General features: G+C 70.4%; 12 protein-coding genes. 3 read left to right on the forward strand and 9 right to left on the reverse strand.

Features of this window, described 5'->3' with window-relative positions; translation table 11 throughout:
• Positions 1 to 27 precede the first annotated feature (27 nt).
• From ACX25U_RS04110 to ACX25U_RS04145, 8 genes are all read right to left on the reverse strand, one after another.
• A complete protein-coding gene (locus ACX25U_RS04110) occupies positions 28 to 1,458 on the reverse strand; it encodes an MFS transporter (RefSeq protein WP_454389144.1) in 1,431 nt (476 codons plus the stop codon).
• A 172-nt stretch (positions 1,459 to 1,630) separates the two neighbouring features.
• A complete protein-coding gene (locus ACX25U_RS04115; protein ID WP_454389146.1) occupies positions 1,631 to 3,280 on the reverse strand; it encodes an FAD-dependent monooxygenase in 1,650 nt (549 codons plus the stop codon).
• Between the two features lie 15 nt (positions 3,281 to 3,295).
• Positions 3,296 to 4,255 (reverse strand): MBL fold metallo-hydrolase, encoded by a 960-nt coding sequence (locus ACX25U_RS04120; protein ID WP_454389148.1) that lies wholly within the window; start codon positions 4,253 to 4,255, stop codon positions 3,296 to 3,298.
• Between the two features lie 128 nt (positions 4,256 to 4,383).
• Positions 4,384 to 4,932, reverse strand: coding sequence for a MarR family winged helix-turn-helix transcriptional regulator (locus ACX25U_RS04125; protein ID WP_454389150.1), 549 nt, complete (start codon positions 4,930 to 4,932; stop codon positions 4,384 to 4,386).
• Between the two features lie 32 nt (positions 4,933 to 4,964).
• Positions 4,965 to 6,152, reverse strand: coding sequence for an acetyl-CoA acetyltransferase (locus ACX25U_RS04130; RefSeq protein WP_454389152.1), 1,188 nt, complete (start codon positions 6,150 to 6,152; stop codon positions 4,965 to 4,967).
• A complete protein-coding gene (locus tag ACX25U_RS04135; protein ID WP_454389154.1) occupies positions 6,149 to 6,802 on the reverse strand; it encodes a CoA transferase subunit B in 654 nt (217 codons plus the stop codon). The genes ACX25U_RS04130 and ACX25U_RS04135 overlap by 4 nt, the downstream gene beginning before the upstream one ends.
• A 32-nt stretch (positions 6,803 to 6,834) precedes the next feature.
• Positions 6,835 to 7,548 carry a CoA transferase subunit A gene (locus tag ACX25U_RS04140; protein ID WP_454389156.1) on the reverse strand — a complete coding sequence of 238 codons (714 nt, stop codon included), beginning with the start codon at positions 7,546 to 7,548 and terminating at the stop codon, positions 6,835 to 6,837.
• 59 nt (positions 7,549 to 7,607) lie between these two features.
• Complete coding sequence (locus ACX25U_RS04145; protein WP_454389158.1) at positions 7,608 to 8,930, reverse strand: winged helix-turn-helix domain-containing protein; 1,323 nt, start codon at positions 8,928 to 8,930, stop codon at positions 7,608 to 7,610.
• A 311-nt stretch (positions 8,931 to 9,241) separates the two neighbouring features.
• Between ACX25U_RS04145 and ACX25U_RS04150 the strand changes: the two genes are divergently transcribed.
• The 3 genes from ACX25U_RS04150 to ACX25U_RS04160 are packed head-to-tail and all read left to right on the forward strand — an operon-like array spanning position 9,242 to position 12,557.
• Entirely contained in the window at positions 9,242 to 10,441 is a 1,200-nt protein-coding gene (locus tag ACX25U_RS04150; protein ID WP_454389160.1) for a homogentisate 1,2-dioxygenase domain-containing protein, read from the forward strand.
• Positions 10,438 to 11,319, forward strand: a complete 882-nt coding sequence (locus ACX25U_RS04155) for a hypothetical protein (protein WP_454389162.1) — start codon at positions 10,438 to 10,440, stop codon at positions 11,317 to 11,319. The genes ACX25U_RS04150 and ACX25U_RS04155 overlap by 4 nt, the downstream gene beginning before the upstream one ends.
• A complete protein-coding gene (locus ACX25U_RS04160) occupies positions 11,316 to 12,557 on the forward strand; it encodes a fumarylacetoacetate hydrolase family protein (RefSeq protein WP_454389164.1) in 1,242 nt (413 codons plus the stop codon). The genes ACX25U_RS04155 and ACX25U_RS04160 overlap by 4 nt, the downstream gene beginning before the upstream one ends.
• Before the next feature lie 471 nt (positions 12,558 to 13,028).
• Here ACX25U_RS04160 and ACX25U_RS04165 read toward each other — a convergent pair whose 3' ends face one another.
• On the reverse strand, positions 13,029 to 14,207 hold the full coding sequence (locus ACX25U_RS04165; protein WP_454389165.1) for a carboxylate-amine ligase: 1,179 nt from the start codon (positions 14,205 to 14,207) through the stop codon (positions 13,029 to 13,031).
• Positions 14,208 to 15,063 lie beyond the last annotated feature (856 nt).

A 15,063-nucleotide genomic window follows, 5' to 3' on the forward strand; every position in this document is an offset into this window, starting at 1 on the left:
CTCGCTGGTGAGGGTTTTGTCGGGCGGTCAGGCCACCGTCGCGGCGGACGGCGAGTTCGGCCTGTGTTCCTCGGTGATCTCCTCCAGGGTCTTGCCGGTGGTCCTGGGGCCGAAGATCCAGACCAGGGCGGCCGTGATGACGAAGAGGGTGACCGAGAGCAGGACGACGGCTGTGCCTCCGAAGGCGTCCAGGATCGCGATGCCGAGGTAGGGGATCGCGACGGCGCAGAGGCGTCCGGTGCCGTAGCAGAGCCCGATCGCGGTGGTGCGCAATCTGGTGGGGAAGACCTCCGAGCCGTACATGTTGATGGAGCTGGTCTGCACGTTGGAGAGGAACCCGATTGCGAAGCCCGCGGCCATGATCATCGGGCTGCCGACCCCGAAGCCGAAGAAGAGGCCGGCTGCGGCAGTGCCCAGGCCGGTGGCGATGCAGACGGTCCGCCTTTCGTATCGCTCGGCGATGAGTGCGGCGGTGAGCGCTCCGAGCGGATAGCCGATCGCCATGACGGCGGTGTAGAGCAGGGAGCTCTTCAGGTCGTAGCCCTTGTCGGCCAGCAGGAGCGGGGTGAGCGAGCTGAAGCCGTAGTAGGCGAGGACGTTGAGGGTCCACAGCGCGCCGGCGGCGATCATGGCTCTGCGAGCACCGCGTTTGAAGAGGTCGGAGATCCGTGCTCTGTCCTCGTCCTGGTGCGCGGGTGCCTGAGACACGGTGACCGGCACGGGCGGGAGCGGCTTTCCGGTGCTGTCGGCGATCTCGTTCTCGATCTTGGTGATCAAGGTGTCGGCCTCGTCGAGGCGACCGACCGAGGCGAGCCAGCGAGGCGACTCGGGCAGACCGCGGCGGAACCAGAGCAGGGCGAGGATGCCGCTGGAGCCGATCACCAACAGCCAGCGCCACCCGTCGATGAGGAAGTGACTTCCCGCAAGGGGCGCTCCGATGAGGGTGATCACCGGGTAGGCGAGGAAGGCCATGGTGAACGCGTAGCCGATGTGGCGGCCTCGGCGCTGTGGCGGGATGAACTCCGCGAGGTACGCCGGGATGAGGGCGGCCTCCGCGCCGGCGCCGATGCCGGCGACGAAGCGACAGGCGACCAGCACCCAGACGTTGGGGGCGAAAGCGGCGGCCAGGCTGAAGAGCAGGTAGACGGCCAGGTTGATGAGGAACAGGCGCCGCCGGCCGATTCGGTCGGCAAGGCGCCCCAGGGTCAGGGCGCCGAAGAACATGCCCAGGAACACCGAAGCGATCAGGCTGGCGGTTTCGAAGCTGTTGAGCTTCCACAGCGGGCCGAGGACCGCGGCGAGCACCCCGCCGAGGAAGACCTCGTAGTACTCGTAGAAGGCGCCGATTCCGACCAGTGCCGTGAGTTTCCAGTGCCATCGGCCGACCGGCAGCCGGTCGAGCCGCGCGGCCGGCGACGGTGCGTCGGGAACGCCCGTGGCATGTGTGGTAGCAGTCACTGTGCTGCCTTTCGGGGAAGAGACGGACGTCGGCCTGCTCGACCGAGGGGTGACGGGTGATGCGGTGTCCCACCACCCCTCGGCGTGACCGCCGTCACCAGGTGGCCATCACTGTGACCCGGAATACATGTCAGTGACATTTCGAGTCCGGGTGACGTTCGACGGCTCGGTGTCAGACCCGGGAGGAGACCGGCCGGGGTGGCTGCGGAAGCGCGGTGACAGCGGATCCGAGGCCCCGGGTGATGGCGGCGTTCACCTCGACCGCGGTGGGACCGGTGAGTGTGGCGGCCAGATGGGCGTCGGGGCGGATCACCCACACCTCATCGGGCTTGATTCCGAGCATCTCGGCGGCGCCCTCGGCCAGGTCCGCGCTCCGGTGCACGGGCACGGCACGGCCCAGGTCGAGCAGCTCCCGGTGCAGCGCGGCGGCGTCCACCTCGTCGCCGGTGACCACGGTGAAGCGCCTTCGCGCCAGCAGCCGCAGACGTGTCGCCTTGGCCGTGCCGGGGTCGGTGACCGGGACGTCGGGCACCAGCACGCCGGGGCCGGGGGCCGGCACGGACCCCTTCGGCGGTCGGCCGGCGAAGGGGCGCGCCGGGTCGGTCGTGGTCAGTGGCGAGTCGACGTACCAGAACGGCTCCGCCAGCCGCCCCGAGTCCACCTCCGCGCGAGCGGCCGGATCGGCCACGGCACGCTCCAGAACGTCCAGCCGCCGAGCCTGTTCGGCGAGGGTCTGGGGAACCAGGAACTCCATCGTGGCCCCGGTGACCGCGAGGTTCTCCAGGGCCGCGGCGTACCGCTCGTGGTGATAGCTGTCCAGCAGCGCCTCCCCGGCCATGCCGTGCAGGACCGCGGCGACCTTCCACGCGGCGTTCTCGGCGTCCTGCACCCCCGAGTTCAGGCCCCGACCGCCGAACGGGGAGACCAGATGTGCGGCGTCGCCCACCAGGAGTACCCGGCCCACCCGGAACCGGTCGGCGACCCGGGAGTGGAACCGGTAGACCGACTTCCACACGATCCGGTACGGGCGGTCGCCAATCACGGCCCGGATCCGGCGGTCGAGTCGGCCGTCGCTCTCCTCGGCCGCCATGTCGAAGTCTTCGGACACCTGCCAGTCGATCCGGTACGTCGAGTCCGGGCAGGGGTGGATCAGCACCTGGCGCCCGGGGTTCCACTCGGGGTCGAAGTAGAAGCGCCGCTCTCGTTCCCAGCCGGGCAGATCGGCCTGGATGTCGCAGATGAGGAACTGGTCGCCGAACGTACGACCGCCGAACTCCACTCCGAGGCGCTCGCGCAGGCCATGCCCGCGGGCGCCCACGCAGGCCAGCACGTAGGCGGCACGGACAGTCACGTTGCCGCCGGGGGTCTCACAGACGAGTTCGACGTGGTCCTGATGCTGGATCAGGTCGGTGACCCGGTGCCCCCAGCGCGCCTCGACGAGCGGCTGGTCGGCGATCCGCTCGTCGAGCACTTGCTCGGTGCGGGTCTGGGAGATGTTGACGAACGGCGGAAAGACACAGCCGTCGTCGGTGTACTCGGTGCAGAAGAGTTCGTGCTCGCGGTAGAACGTGCGAGAACGGCTCCAGGTCAGGCCCTCCTCCGTGATCTGCCGGCCGGCGCCGTCGAGGGTGTCCCAGATGTCGAGGATGTTGCGCTGCTGGGCGATCGCCTTGGAGCCGACCGGGTCGCGTTCGGGACGCTGGTCCAACACGATGGTGGACAGACCCCAGTGGGCCAGGAGCAGGGCGGCGGTCTGGCCGACCGGACCGTTGCCGATGACGACGACGGGGGCGTCGATCCGGTTTCTTTCGGTGGTGGTCATGGCTTTGTCACGTCCTCAGTGCTGCAGCTGAGCCCAGACCTCACGGTCGCGCTCCGCGGTCCAGATGGTCGGGTGCTCGCCGCCTGAGAGCTCCTCCCAGAGCCGGGCGACGTCGAAGGGCAGGCAGTGCTCGAAGATCGGCCAACCGCCGTACTGCGGCTCGAGTGCGCCGTGGGCGGCTTCGAAGGCCTCCTTGAGGTCGCCTCCCCTGGCCTGGACGCCCTGGACGGTGTCGATCAACGTGGTGAGGAAACCTCGTGTCTGGGCGATCGCCGCGGAGACCTCGTCCCGGCCCCGGGCGATGACGCCCCGGCCGCCCACCAGCACCTCGGCGCCCAGGGCCGCGACCCGGTCGAGGGTCTCGGTGGCCCATTCCCGGTGGTAGGCGTCACCGGTGTAGAGCGCGGCCTGGGTCTCGACCAGGTCACCCGCGAACAGCACCCCGTGGCGCGGGAGCCAGGCGACGACGTCACCGGACGTGTGCCCCCGGCCGAGGAAGAGGAGCCGCAGCTCGCCCCGGTCGCCGCCGAGGTCGATGGACAGCTCGTCGGTGAAGGTGACATCCGGCCAAGTGAGTCCGGGGATGGAGTCGGGGTCCTCGAAGAGCACCGGGAAGCGTCCCTGCTCGGAGTCCCAGTCCTGCTTGCCGCGTTCCTCGATCAACGCCTTGGTCCGGGCGTGGGCGATGATCACGTCGGGCTCGAACGCGCTCGCTCCGAGGACGCGGGCCGCGTGGTAGTGCGACAGGACCAGGTGGCGCACCGGCTTGTCGGTGTGCTCGCGCACCTTCGCCAGCGCCCTGCGGGCGACGGTCGGCGTGGCGAGGGCCTCGAAGCAGACGAGGAAGTCCTCTCCCTCGATCGCGCCGAAGTTGGGGTCGCCCTCGGCGGTGACGGCGTAGACGCCGTCGGCGAGTACCTCCAGGGTCTGCTGCTTGATCCGGGTATCACCGGTGGAAGCGAACGGCTTGGGCATGGTGGCTCCATCGCGTAGAGGTCATAAAACCTTTGATGACCGTAGGTGGAAGGGATCACATCCGGCAAGGGGATCCGGCGAGCCTTCGCCGGCACCACACCGCCGGGGCGTGTCCGGGCAGGGGAAGGTCAGTCGGCGCGGCGGCGCACTTCGAGGTCGTCGGCGGCTGCGAGCAGCTTGCTGAGAGCACTCACGACCGCGGCACGCTCATCGGACGTCAGCACCTGCGACCACAGCCGTTCCCGGTCGTTGTGGGCGCGGTAGACCTCCCGGACCCGCTGTTCCCCCTCGGGGGTGAGCGCATAGGTGATCAACCGGCCGTCGTCGGGCGAGTGGGAGCGGGTGAGCAGTCCGTGGCGTTCGAGGGTCTGGGACAGCGTAGAGGTGCTCTGCCGGCTCATGCCGGAGAGACGGGCCGCGTGCCGGGCCTCGAGCGGACCCGAGACCCAGAGCACGTAGAGCAGGCGGAAGCCCGACCAGCTCCACCCGGCCGGCCGGTGGACGGTCGACTCCAGGTCGTAGACGACCGTGCTGGCCGCGCGGTGGAGGGTGAGCACCAGCCTTGCCGCCTCGAGGTCGAGGTTCTCGACGAGCTCGCTGGTGCGCCCGTGGGCGTATTCGGCGAAGGAGGGGAAGTCGAGGTCGGTGACGTCGGGTTCCGGCTGCCGGTGCATCATCCACCCAGCATGGCAGAGCGGGTTTCCCGCGCTCAGGTTGCCTCGAGGATGCTGACGTAGTTGGCTACCGCGAGCCCGCCCATGTTGTGCACGGCGGCGCGACGGGCCCCTGGCAGCTGCATCTCACCGGCGGTGCCGGACAGTTGCATCGCGGCCAGCACATGCTGGGAGACCCCGGTGGCACCGACCGGGTGGCCCTTGCTCTTCAGCCCGCCGGAGAGGTTCACCGGCAGTCCGCCGTCCCGGAACACGGTTCCCTCCTCGAGAGCGGCGCGGCCCTTTCCGCGTGGTGCGATCCCGAGCGCCTCGTACATCACCAGTTCGGCGATCGTGAAGCAGTCGTGCAGCTCGATCAGGTCGAGGTCGTCGAGACCGACGCCGGCCATGGCTCTGGCGCGGTTCCACGCGGCGACGCTGCCGGCGAACTCGACCGGGTCGCGTTTGCCCGCGGGCAGGAAGTCGTTCGCCTGGCCGAAGCCGGTCAGCCGGACCGGGCTCTGTGCCGCGTTCGAGCTCGGGACGGTCGTGAGGACGAGGGCGGCCGCGCCGTCGGAGATCGGCGAGCAGTCGGTGCGCCGCAGCGGGCCCGCGACGACGGGGTTCTTCGCGGACGTCGTACTGCAGAACTCAGGGGTGAACTCCCTGCGGAAGTGCGCCCAAGGGTTGGCCAGACCGTTGCGGTGGTTCTTCGCGGCGATCTGCCCCAGTACGTCGCCCAGGTCGCCGTACCGCTGCTGATAGGCCTCGGCGACCCTGGCGAACAGCCCCGCGAAGCCGGTGCCGGACTCCTGGCCGGCGAGCTCGTAGTCGGCCCCGAGCAACGCGGCTCCGACCTGCTCCGCCGGTGCGTGGGACATCTTCTCGGCGCCTATCACCAGGACCGTACGCGCCGTACCGGCGAGGAGGGACCTGATACCGCCGTGGACGGCCGCCGAGCCGGAGGCGCAGGCGTTCTCGACGCGGGTGGCGGGCACGCCGAAGAGGTCGTCGGACAGCTGGAGGGCCAGGGAGGAGGCGAAACCGAGGGGCCACAGGCCGGAGTTGAACTGGCCGAACCAGATCTCGTCGACGTCCCGGGCGTCGATCCCCGCCGAGACGATCGCCCCGCGGGCGGCGGTGAGCACGAGGTCTTCGAGGGACTGGTCGCGAAGGGAGCCGAAGGGCGTGTGCCCCCACCCGGAGACGAGGACGTCGGTTCCGAAGGTCTTGGCGAGGGTCATGCCGCCACCTCGCACTCGAGGCCGACGGCGAACTCGGCCCCGGTGACCGACCGGAGCTTGTCGATCGTCACTCCGGGCGCGGTCCGGACGAGAACCAGTTCGCCCTCGACGACGTCGAAGACCGCGAGGTCGGTGATGACACGGTCGATGACACCGACGCCGGTCAGAGGGAGGGTGCACTCGCGGACGATCTTGCGGGATCCGTCCTTGGCGACGTGGGTCGTCAGGGCGACGACGCGGCGTGCCCCTGCGACCAGGTCCATGGCTCCGCCCATGCCCTTGACCATGGCTCCCGGGATGCTCCAGTTGGCGAGGTCTCCGCGGCCGGAGACCTGCATGGCCCCCAGGATCGTGAGGTCGACGTGGCCGCCGCGGATCATCGCGAAGGAGGCGGCCGAGTCGAAGACACTGCCGCCGGGCAGGACGGTGACGGTCTGCTTGCCCGCGTTGATCAGGTCGGCGTCCTCCTCGCCCTCGTAGGGGAACGGTCCCATGCCGAGGAGCCCGTTCTCGCTCTGGAGGGTCACCTTCACCCCCTCGGGGAGATGGTTGGCGACCAGGGTGGGTATGCCGATGCCGAGGTTGACGTAGGCACCGTCCTTCAGTTCGGAGGCGGCGATGGCCGCCATCTCGTCACGGGTCCAGCTCATGACAGCTCCTCTTCTTCGTGCTCGGTACGTGCTCAGGCGGGCGCCGCGGTCCGCGGCCGCGTGGTGCGCTGCTCGATGTGCTTGACCTGGCTGGAGGTCCGTACGACGCGCTGCACATAGATGCTCGGCGTGATCACGTGGTCGGGATGGATCCCGCCCTCACCGACGACCTCGTCGACCTCCGCCACGGTGACCCGGCCGGCGGTCGCGACGACCGGGTTGAAGTTGCGCGCGGTGTAGCGGTAGACGAGGTTGCCGGCGGGATCCGCGCGATGGGCGCGCACCAGCGCCACATCGGCGACCAGCCCACGCTCGAGCACGTACTCGACTCCGTCGAAGACCTCGGTCTTCTTGCCCTCCGCGACCTCGGTGCCGACGCCGGTGCGGGTGTAGAAGGCGGGGATACCGGCGCCGCCCGCGCGGAGTCGTTCGGCCAGGGTGCCCTGGGGGTTGAACTCCACCTCGAGCGCCCCGTCGAGGTACTGCTGCGCGAAGAGCCTGTTCTCACCGACGTACGACGCGACGACCTTGCGGACCTGGCCGCCCTCGATGAGGACACCGAGACCGACCCCGTCCACACCCATGTTGTTGGAGATGACGGTGAGGTCGCGGACGCCCGAGGCGCGGACCGCGTCGATCAGGTCACCGGGGATGCCGCTCAGGCCGAACCCGCCCACCGCCAGTGTCATCCCGTCGGACAGCAGATCGTGCAGCGCCTCGGTGGCGGAGGAAGAGAGGACAGCCATGGCGGTTCCTTTCACGGCCGGCTTGCCGGCGGAAGCGGATCGGGAAGGGTGATCGGACATCAGGTGGACGAGGTGCGCCGACGAGCGCTCAGGCAGACACCGCAGAGAGCCGCGACCGCCTTGAGGTAGGTGATGCTCAACGGACCGAAGGGCTCGGAGGAGTGACGGTGGAGGCCCATCGTCCCGACCACCGACGAACCGCTGCGCAGCGGGACGAAGAGGTAGGTGCCGGGCAGCTCCACGCGAGCCAGCGCTGCCGTGCGAGGGTATCCCGCCTTGGCCGAGAAGCGGCGCAGCTGCACCGGTTCCTCCGCGGAGAGTGTTCGTACGGCCGCGAAGCCGGAGTCGGCCAGACGCAGTTCCTGGGCAGCCTCCTGCCAGGCGGCGCTGAAACCGTGGTGGGCGACCAACTGCAGTCGATCGCCGTCCAGCAGGTGCAGGCCGACCGCGTCGACCGTCCCTTCCTGGACGAGGGAACGGGTGACCAGGCTCGCCGCGGACCTGGCGTCGGGCGCGCTGGCGAGCTCCTCGCAGCGCCGGGCCAGCCGCTCGGCCAGGAGCAGGTCGCTGCCCGTCTCGGACGCGTGCCGCTCCTCCTCCCTGGCTCCCACCTCGGTGACCTGACCGCCGAACCGATAGCCGGAGCCGCGCACCGAGAGCACGAAGCGCGGCTCCTGGACGGTGTCGCCCAGCTTGCGCCGCAGGCGCCCGACTCCGATGCGCAGGGTGTTGAGTCCGTCGTCACCACCGGCCCACCCCCACACGCGGGAGACCAGCCGGCTGGCCGGCACCACCTGTCCTCCGGCCTCCATCAGACAGACGAGCAGCTTGAACTCCGTGCCGGTCAGCCTCACCGGCTCGGTGTCGAGGGTGGCCTCTCGCTGCCACAGGTCGACGCGCAGCGGCCCGGACGCAAGGTAGCGGGCGCCCGCGTCGGAGCCTTCGGCCGCCCGGCGCACCAACGCCAGCAGGCGAGCGCCCAACTCCTCTTCGCGGGTGCTCGTGGACACGACGGTGTCCGCTCCGGCGGAGATGAGCGCGACGCTCTGGGGGCCGCTGACGTCGGCGAGCACGGCGATGGGCGCGCGCGTGGCCCGGCGTATCCGCTCGATGATCATGGGGTTGGGCGGCAGGTCCGCGGCGAGGACGACGAGCACGGCAGCCGGGCGGTTGACCGTGAGCGCCCATCCGAGCTCCTCGGCGCCGTTCAGGTGCAGCACACTCCAGTTCAGCCGCTCGGCCATCGCCCCGACATGGGGTCGGGTGTGCAGCTCACACCCCAGGTCGACCACCGCCAGGCGCTGGGTCGGCACCGGGAAGACCGAGGCGGCGCCCGTCCGCGGACGGCGAGCACGGGGGTCGTCGCCGACGTCGCGTGTCATCACGGCATCGACCTCCTCTCCTGACGTTGCCGGCACGACGTTGCTGTGGCCCTGGGTCACCGAGGACCCGGTTCCGACTCTGACACGCCGAACATTTCATTTCCATGTCAACGTGAACGGTCTCACCGGGCCGGATCAGCAGCCCCGCCGGCGTGACGAGCCCCGCCTCGCGCACGTGATGAGCGGGAAATCGGCCGGGATGAGGCGCCGCGACGAGGCGTCCGGGCGTTCGCGGGTGGCTTTGCGTGTTCCTCAGGCGCGCTCCCATGCTCGGAGGACATCGCTGCTGAACGATCACCAAGGAGCACCCGATGGCGTACTACCGTTCGCTCGGTGAGGTGCCTCCGGTCCGGCACACCGTGTTTCGGTCGGACACCGGGGACCTGTACTACGAGGAACTGATGGGTGAGGAGGGGTTCTCCTCCGACTCCTCCCTTCTGTACCACCGCCACATCCCGTCAGCGGTCGTGGGAGCACGACGCTGGGAGCTTCCCGACCAGACGCTCACCCCCAACGACCCGTTGCTGCCCCGGCATCTGAAGCTGCACGACCTCGTGGACGCCTCGACCATCGCCAGGACCGACGCCGTCACGGGTCGTCGTCTCGTGCTCGGCAACGAGGACGTCCGCGTCTCCTACGTCGTCGCCGGCGACACCTCGCCGCTCTACCGCAACGCGCTCGGCGACGAGTGCGTCTACGTCGAGGCCGGTGAGGCCGTCGTCGAGACCGTCTTCGGTGCGTTGCCGGCCCGGCAGGGCGACTACGTCATGATCCCGCGCGCCACCACGCACCGATGGGTCGTGGAGGAGGGCCGGGAGGTCCGGCTCTACGCCATCGAGGCGAACAGCCACATCGCGCCGCCCAAGCGATACCTGTCGAAGTACGGGCAGCTGCTCGAGCACGCCCCGTACTGCGAACGCGACCTGCGGGGACCGTCCGAGCCGCTCCTTGTCGACGAGACGGACGTCGATGTCTACATCAAGCATCGGAGCCCGGCGGGAATCACCGGCAGCGTCCACACCCTGCCCCACCATCCGTTCGACGTGGTGGGCTGGGACGGCTGCCTGTACCCGTACACGTTCAACATCGCCGACTTCATGCCGATCACCGGCAAGGTGCACCAGCCGCCGCCGGTCCACCAGGTCTTCGAGGGCGACAACTTCGTGATCTGCAACTTCGTGCCGCGCAAGGTGGACTACCACGAGAAGGCGGTGCCGGTGCCCTACTACCACTCCAACGTCGACTCCGACGAGGTCATGTTCTACGTCGGAGGCGACTACGAGGCCCGCAAGGGCTCCGGCATCGGTCTCGGCTCGATCTCCTTCCACCCGGGCGGCCATCCCCACGGGCCGCAGCCCGGCGCGATCGAGGCCAGCCTCGGCAAGGACTACTTCGACGAAACCGGCGTCATGGTCGACACCTTCCGGCCGCTGCAGCTGGGTGAGGCCGGTCTGGAGGCCGAGGACAAGGCCTACGCGTCGTCCTGGAGCGGCGGGCGGTGGCTCGCGTGACGACGACCGACCCGGCATTCGCCGGCTTCTTCGACGACGCCGCGGTCTTCCCGCCGGGCTCCGCCACCCTGCCGGACGCCGTACGAGCGCACCTGGCCCGGCGATCCACGCCCCTGGCGGCACTGGTCGGACCGCTCCTGCTGACGGTCGACCGGGTTCCCGTCGCCGCACGGCTCGCCCGGACCACGAGCACCGAGCTCGGCCGCGACCTCGCGAGCGAACCGCTTCGTGCGGGACTCGTCGTGGCCCCCGGTGCGCTCGACGAGGCGCGCCATCTCGCCGACAACCCCCCGGAAGGACTCGTGGTCTCCGGTCTGGAGGTGAAGACCGACGAGCGATGGCGCGACCAGTCGCGTGCGGCGGTGGACCTCGCCGCGACGTCCTCCTGCACCGTCCACGTCGAGCTGCCCGGCACCGCTGTGCGAGAAGGAGGAGTCGCGCTCCTCGCCGGGACGCCGGCACGTCTGAAGTTCCGGACAGGCGGCCTCGACGCCGCGCTGTTCCCCACCGCCGAGCAGCTCGCCACGGTCATCACCGCGGCAGCCGCCGCCCAAGTGCCGTACAAGCTGACAGCCGGACTCCACCAGGCCATCCGGCACGTGGGACCCGAAACCGGGTTCCCGCACCACGGCTTCCTCAACATCGCCCTCGCCACCGCCACGGCGCAGCGGGGCGCGCCCCTGGCAGAGGTCGTACGGATGCTGTCGCTGGAGGATCGTGACGAGGTCCGCCGCGCCTACCTGGAGGCCGACGCGGGATGGCGTACGACGTTCGAGTCCTTCGGCACCTGCAGCATCCTCGAGCCGGTCGAGTCCCTCGTCGAACTCGGCCTCCTGGACCCAGCCCTTCTTCCCACCCCCCACGGAGGTCACGCATGAGCACCCCGCACCCCGACAGCGCCGCGGCAGCCCTGGGCACCGTCGGCAACGGTGTCGAACACCTTCCCTACGGATCGTTCACGGCCCGGGGCGCGGCGCCCCGGCTCGGCGTACGGCTCGGAGACAGCGTCCTCGACGTGGCGGCCGTGCTGGCCCTCGCCGGCGGAGAGATCAGCACCACCGCGCGGGAAGCCGTCGACTCGCCTTCCCTGGATGGGCTGCTGGCCTGCTCCAAGGCGGTGTGGGACGAAGTGCGTGCCGCTCTGCAGGCGGTGCTGCGGAACCCTGAGCACACCGACGCGGTCGTCGCGCCGGCCGTGCCTGTGACGGAAGCGACGCTCGGCCTGCCGTTCACCGTCGCCGACTACGTGGACTTCTACGGCAACGAGTTCCACGCCCGCAACGTCGGCAAGATCTTCCGTCCGCACATGGAGCCGCTGACCGCGAACTGGAAGCACCTCCCGATCGGCTACCACGGCCGGGCCGGCACCATCGCCCCCAGCGGATCGGACTTCCCACGCCCGCAGGGAGTGCGGCCCGAGCCCGAGGGGGCGCCCAGCTTCGGCCCCAGTCGGCGCCTCGACATCGAGGCCGAGGTCGGCTTCGTGCTCGGCTCCCCGGTGTCCGGGGGACGTGTGCCGCTCGCCGAGGCCGAGCAGCACATCTTCGGTCTCACCCTCACCAACGACTGGTCGGCGCGCGACATCCAGAGCTTCGAGTACGTCCCCCTCGGCCCCAACCTCGGCAAGTCCTTCCGCACCACCATCTCGCCCTGGGTCACTCCGCTCGCCGCCCTGGCAGGGGCCCGCGTCACGCCGCCGCCCCGGGACACCCCGCTCTCGGCGTACCTCGACGACAGCGACGCCGACCCGTGGTGCTTCGACCTGCAGATCGAGATCTCCCTCAACGGCGAGGTGGTCTCGGTGGCCCCCTTCGCCGAGACCTACTGGACCGCTGCCCAGATGCTGGCCCACATGACGGTCAACGGGGCCGGCCTGCGCGCGGGTGACTTCTTCGCCGGCGGCACCGTCTCCGGGCCGGAGCGCAACCAGCGCGGATCGTTCCTCGAGATCTGCTGGGGAGGCTCGGAGCCGCTCATCCTCAAGGACGGCAGCGAGTTCACCTTCCTCCGAGACGGCGACGAGGTCAGCATGCGGGCCACCGCTCCCGGCCCCAACGGCAGCGTCATCGCACTCGGGGAGTGCACGGGCCGGGTTCTGCCTCCCGTGCACGACTGACGACACCCATCGAGCGTCGAGAAGTCGAGAAAGAGCCAGGTGTTGTCGGACCAGGGCACCACTGACGCAGCGCGCTCACCAGGGTGTCCCGCTGTCCTCACTGCTGGAGGCCGCGTGCCTCGACTTCCGCGTGGTGTGGGCGGCGCTGGTGCGCAAGGCGGGTGAGGAGTACGTCACCGGCGACATGACCGTCTGTCAACTGGACCGGCGTACGGCCGCGGAGAAGGTCCTGGCCCACCTTCACGACAGCCCTGCGGGGTCGCCCCGCCAGGGTTGGGCTCGCGTCCGTGTCCCGGGCAGTAGCGCCGGCGGCTGCCACGGCACGGGGGTTGCCGCCGGAGGCGACCCGGCCCCGCCGGTTGAAGAATCTCAGCGAACGCACCAATATTCATGATCACGGAATCGCGGCGGCACCGGCACAAGAACTATCAGTCGGGTCGCCCGGGGGAATCTCACCCCCGGGCGACCCGACTACTCTGCCGTGGTGCCGCCGAAGGTCCGCAGGGGGACGACGCCGTCGGTGCGCGGGGAAGTCGCCGGCCGCTCTTCCGGGCCGCCGCCGATGTCGGTGAAGGCCAGCAGACCGTTGACGGCGTCGAGACCGCCGGCGTGCAGAGCCTGGCGCTGCAGGTCCGCACCCGTGCCTTCCCGCAGCAGGCGGTGCACGACAGCGGCCACCTCCCGCAGATCGCCGGCTGCTTCCAGCGCGGAGCCCACGTGTTCCAGCAGCCGCCCCACTACGTCACCGGCGCGGCGACGGCACCCCTGAGCATCGATCAGGTCGCCACCGAGCCCGTGCCGGGCGGCCTGCCACATCGCTGCCTTCATCAGCTCCGGAGCGCACCGCGGTACGCGGATGCCGGCGGCCGCCTCGCGCATCGCGGTCTCCACCAGGGCACGGACCAGGCCGGCCAGCATGACGGCGTCGCCGGCGCGCAGCTGCACGTCCATGCAGCGGATCTCCACCGTGGGATAGCGCTCCGACAGCCGTGCCTGCCAGTACAGCTGGCCGGTGTCGGTGATCACGCGGGTGGACAGCAGCCGCCGGACCCGCAGGTCGTAGTCCTCCTCGTCGGCGAAGTGCGGCGGTACGCCACTGACCGGCCACCGGTCGAAGATCACGGTGCGCCAGCTGGCGAATCCGGTGTCGTGCCCTTTCCAGAGCGGCGAGTTCGCCGACATCGCCGTGAGCGTCGGCAGCCACACGCGGATTCGATTCATCACCTCCACGCCCACGTGCCGGCCGGGCACGGCCACATGCACGTGCATGCCGCAGACCACCTGCTCGGCCACCAGCTGTGGAGCCTGCCGCTGCATCGCCCGGTAGCGGGCGTGGTCGGTGACCGGCACAGGCTGCTCCTGATGGGAGGGCGGCGTCCCGCTCGCCACGAGCCGGCAGCCGTGGGCCTCCGCCGCACCCGCCACAGCGTGCCTCAGACGCAGCAGGTGCCCGCCGACCTCGCCCAGCTCGGCACACACCGGAGTGGCCACCTCGACCTGCGCCTGCAGCAGCTCCGACTGCACCTCCCCGGCAGCGACGAAGGGCTGCAGGCAGGCCGTGGCGCGTGCCTTGTCCGCCCGCGCGGCCGGCAAGCCCGTAGCCGCATCGACCAGCAGGTATTCCTCTTCGACACCGACGGTCGTCGCCATCTGGGCTCTTCCCTTCACCGCTCGGTCCCGGAGCGGAGCCGGGCGGAAACCGGTCACCGGGTACAGCACCGCCCCGGCTGATGACGGTGAGGCGCACGTGCCGAACAGCGGCCGGTCGAAACCTCTCATCGGGCACTGGCGGTCACCTCAAGTATGGGCGCCGGGCGGGAGGCCACGCACCGCACGGGGAAAGCACCGCGCCACCGCTATCGGCCCGGTCGCGCCGTGTCGTCGCGCACCGGGCCGAGCCGTTCCCCGCCAGGGTCGTCGGCACCCGCCGACGCCGCCGGTGCTGTTCGGCCCGCGGGTCCGACGGCCGGGCCGGCGCTCTGCCTCGCCTGTACGTCACGCCGCGGTCGCCTTTCGCGTCACGGCCGTGCTCGAGGGATTCGTCCAGTTCACGCAGCCGGATGCCGCACCTGGCGGCGGCCTGACGCGGACACCTGGCACCCGGCGGCCCCGTGACGCGGTGGCGACGGGAGGTTCTGAGGCACCCTCCCGGGCAGTTCCGGACCGGAGGCATCCCCACCGGCCACCACTGCGTTCCGGCCGCCTCCGTTTGAAGGCGGACCGACACGGAAACTCCGGCCCTGGCAACCGTCGCCGGTGCCGCGAGGGAGCGGTTGACGCCTGACACGGTCGCGGTGACCGTGAGGACGGGGGGCGATCGCCACGAGCACGGCCCGCTCGAGCGGGGTCGGCGCCGGCCGACCGGCCAGGACACCTGGTCGCACTGCTCGTCGGACAGGAGCGGGCAGGAAGCATTCCTGGACGGCCACGTCCACGCGTTCCGCACCCTGGTCGGTGTCCCGGCCGGTCGGATCCGCCATGACCATCTCTCGCCCGCGGTCTCCCG

The organism is Streptomyces sp. JNUCC 63 (genome assembly GCF_054366325.1).

Bases quoted from the DNA above. Each gene is read 5' to 3' on its own strand.
- ACX25U_RS04115 (WP_454389146.1), bottom strand. From the start codon at position 3,280: ATGACCACCACCGAAAGAAACCGGATCGACGCCCCCGTCGTCGTCATC.
- ACX25U_RS04120 (WP_454389148.1), bottom strand. From the start codon at position 4,255: ATGCCCAAGCCGTTCGCTTCCACCGGTGATACCCGGATCAAGCAGCAG.
- ACX25U_RS04125 (WP_454389150.1), bottom strand. From the start codon at position 4,932: ATGATGCACCGGCAGCCGGAACCCGACGTCACCGACCTCGACTTCCCC.
- ACX25U_RS04130 (WP_454389152.1), bottom strand. From the start codon at position 6,152: ATGACCCTCGCCAAGACCTTCGGAACCGACGTCCTCGTCTCCGGGTGG.
- ACX25U_RS04135 (WP_454389154.1), bottom strand. From the start codon at position 6,802: ATGAGCTGGACCCGTGACGAGATGGCGGCCATCGCCGCCTCCGAACTG.
- ACX25U_RS04140 (WP_454389156.1), bottom strand. From the start codon at position 7,548: ATGGCTGTCCTCTCTTCCTCCGCCACCGAGGCGCTGCACGATCTGCTG.
- ACX25U_RS04145 (WP_454389158.1), bottom strand. From the start codon at position 8,930: ATGACACGCGACGTCGGCGACGACCCCCGTGCTCGCCGTCCGCGGACG.
- ACX25U_RS04150 (WP_454389160.1), top strand. From the start codon at position 9,242: ATGGCGTACTACCGTTCGCTCGGTGAGGTGCCTCCGGTCCGGCACACC.
- ACX25U_RS04160 (WP_454389164.1), top strand. From the start codon at position 11,316: ATGAGCACCCCGCACCCCGACAGCGCCGCGGCAGCCCTGGGCACCGTC.
- ACX25U_RS04165 (WP_454389165.1), bottom strand. From the start codon at position 14,207: ATGGCGACGACCGTCGGTGTCGAAGAGGAATACCTGCTGGTCGATGCG.